General features: G+C 68.4%; 5 protein-coding genes. 1 reads left to right on the top strand and 4 read right to left on the bottom strand.

All coding sequences use genetic code 11. From position 1 onward, the window contains the following. Positions 1–159: 159 nt before the first annotated feature. Positions 160–441 carry a hypothetical protein gene (locus IQ216_RS13135; protein WP_193815823.1) on the bottom strand — a complete coding sequence of 94 codons (282 nt, stop codon included), beginning with the start codon at positions 439–441 and terminating at the stop codon, positions 160–162. A gap of 71 nt (positions 442–512) precedes the next feature. On the opposite strand from IQ216_RS13135, the gene IQ216_RS13130 reads away from it, so the two are divergent. After that, a complete protein-coding gene (locus IQ216_RS13130) occupies positions 513–743 on the top strand; it encodes a hypothetical protein (RefSeq protein ID WP_228007512.1) in 231 nt (76 codons plus the stop codon). 124 nt (positions 744–867) lie between these two features. Here IQ216_RS13130 and IQ216_RS13125 read toward each other — a convergent pair whose 3' ends face one another. The 3 genes from IQ216_RS13125 to IQ216_RS13115 all read right to left on the bottom strand — a co-directional run. Then, positions 868–1,209, bottom strand: a complete 342-nt coding sequence (locus tag IQ216_RS13125) for a c-type cytochrome (protein ID WP_186696545.1) — start codon at positions 1,207–1,209, stop codon at positions 868–870. Positions 1,210–1,316: 107 nt separating this feature from the next. Next, entirely contained in the window at positions 1,317–2,354 is a 1,038-nt protein-coding gene (locus tag IQ216_RS13120) for an NAD(P)-dependent oxidoreductase (protein ID WP_193815822.1), read from the bottom strand. A gap of 8 nt (positions 2,355–2,362) precedes the next feature. After that, positions 2,363–2,711: uroporphyrinogen decarboxylase family protein (locus IQ216_RS13115; RefSeq protein WP_304523990.1), on the bottom strand; the 349-nt coding region annotated here is incomplete at its 5' end.

Below are 2,711 nucleotides of genomic sequence, written 5' to 3'. Positions count from 1 at the left end.
CTGCGGCAGACCAGCAGTCCACGCTGATCGTGGTGCCCGAGACCGACATCCAGCTTGACTATGGCTCCGTGGAGAGTGTGGGCACCGGCGGGGTGAGCTTCAACTACAACCTGGAGGGCAGCGGTCAGCTCAGCTGCTCAATGCCGTCTGCCAGGTGGCCTACGGCTCTGGCAGCTGAATCACCCCGGCGTTGGGCCCACACAGCCGCAGCGGGCAGCCGTCGGCCCCATAGACCGCGTCATGGGGTGACAGACAGCCGAGTTCGTTTTTGCCCCTCACCTGGTTCGCCGGCAGCCGCTTGGGCTGCAGCTCCCGTTGGCTCTCCGGCACCAGCATGGGGCAACCACCCGTGATCACCCTCTGGGCGCGGGCCGCCTGGCCCAACTGCCCTACCAGGCTCACGGCCAGGCCCAGCATCAAGGCCCGATAGGGGTTGGCCATCGTGGCTCCAGCAATCGCTCCTACTCTGACCCGGTTTCGACGCCGGTACCGTGGCGCTGCAGTGACCCGCCATGGAGATCGGTATGGAAGCACCCGTCTACCCCCAGGAGTTGATCGCCGAGCTTGTCGAGGCTTCCAGGGAATTTGACGCCACCGGGCGTGACCCTGAGCGCAACTGTTGGATGGCGGTGCATCGCCATGTGCACGGGGTGCCGCCGAGTGAATACGACATCCGCGAGGTACCCGAGGATCTGTATCTGGCCGTTCTTGCGCTCCGCAAACAGGATTCGGCTGCGTCCTGAAGGACGACCCTCAGGCTGAGCCGAGGTCACCACCACCAGGAAGACATGAAAAAGCCCCGGCCTAGACCGGGGCGCTTGCTGTTCGGTGATTGGCCCACCTTTCGGGGTTGGCCAGGCCGGGAACTCAGGCCCAGCCCTTGCCGGCCATGTCTTCCACGTAGGCGGCCACGTCGGCGATGTCGCCTTCGCTGAGCTTGCCGCCGAATGCGGGCATGGCGTTCTTGCCGTTGGTCACCTGGTAGGCGATGGCGGCTTCGTGGTCGCTGCTGTAATCAGCCAGGTAGGCCTCAAGGGCGTCCTGCTTGAGGGTGCGCTCCGCGTTCACCACATTGCCGCCGCCCATGTGGCAAGCGGCGCAGTTGGCGGAGAAGAGCTGGCCGCCGTGGGCGACATCAGCGGCATAGCTGGGGGCTGCGCCCAACACCAGGGCGAGGCAGAGAGCAATCAGGGAAAAGAGACGGCGCATGGAGGGGCGCATCAGGCATGGGCTACGCGAAAACTTAAGCGCCACAGGGGCGGCTGTGCTTGGCGACGCCGAGCTTCGAAACATTTGCGACATGGCAGCGCATCCCCCTACCCCCGGCCGGGCGGCGGCGGCAGCGGGCCCCGCTGCGGCAGGCCCGCATCGGCGAAGACCGCCTCCAGGGTGGGCGCGTGGCTCACCTCGCCGAAGCGCTCCGGCGGGCTGATCGGCTGGTGCATGAAATGGCGCTGCCGTATCGAAAAGCGGTCCCAGGCCGTCATCTCGATCCGCAGCAGCTTGATCAGGCCCTCCACCAGCCAGCCACGCAGGTCGAGGCCGAAGGCCGGGATCCAGGTGCCCCGCCAGCGGCCCAGCTGCCGCACGGTCTCATTCACGGTCACGGCGGGTTGACCCAGCACCAGGCGGCGCAGCGGCCCCTGGGCCGGTTCCGGGTTGGCCTGGTGGGGCTGGGTCGTCAGGTGCAAGCACACCCGGGCGATGTCGGCCGCATGGATGAAGTGGAAGGAGGCGTCAGCCCGCAGCCAGCGGGCCAGCCACAGCCAGCGGGCCGCCTCCCCCAGGCCCGCGGTGAGGTAGCTGGTGGGGAAGGGGCCGCCGCCATCGAGCCTGCCGCCGAACACCAGGGTGGGAAACACCGCCACGATGCGCGCTGCCAGGGGGTGGTGCTCCAGCTGCTGCAGGCAGAGGGCCTTGGTCTGGATGTACTCGGTGCCGTAGCGGCTCGCCTCGGGCAGCAGGTGCAGGCGGCGATCCAGCACCGAGGCAGTGGAGAAATAGATCAGCTGCTCCAGCCGCTCCGGATCGGTGAGGCTGAGGAGAACCTTGACGGCTTCCACGTTGACCCGCTGGGCCCGCTCGGGATCCCCCCAGGCCGTGGCCGTGTGGATGATCCGGCTGGCCGAGCCGATGGCGGCGGCGGCGGCCTCCTGGCCCGGTTTGCCCAGCTCGCGCAGGTCGGTCACCACCAGGGTCACGCGGGGATCGTCCTGGKGCACCGCCGTGAGTTTGGCCGGATCACGCAGCAGCAGCAGCAGCTCGGCGTCGGTCTCGCGGTAGAGCAGATCGGCGATGTACTGGCCAACGCAGCCGCTGGCGCCGGTGATCAGGATGCGTTGGGGCCGCTGCACCCCTGGGCTCAAACGGCGGCTCCGAGCAGCTCGCTCACCGCCTTGCCGGTTTCAAAGAACACGCGGGCGTTGTCTTCCGGGGTGCCCGGCAGGATGCCGTGGCCAAGGTTGAGGATGTGGCGGCGGCCGCGGGCCTTGCGCACCGTGTCGAGGATGCGCGCGCGGATCGCCTCCGGCGTGCCGAACAGCAGGCCCGGATCCACATTGCCCTGCACGCCGAGGTGCTCGGGCAGCCGGGCGCAGCCGTCGGCCATGTCCACGGTCCAGTCGAGGGAGATGAAGTCCACCCCGGTGCTGGCCATGCGCTCGAGCACGCCGGCGCTGCCGGAGATGTAGAGGATCAGGGGGGTGTCGGGG

Source organism: Cyanobium sp. LEGE 06143 (genome assembly GCF_015207535.1).
Taxonomy (GTDB): Bacteria; Cyanobacteriota; Cyanobacteriia; order PCC-6307; family Cyanobiaceae; genus NIES-981.
The sequence above is the reverse complement of the archived record's forward strand: the minus strand, read 5'-3'. Positions and strand labels throughout refer to the sequence as shown.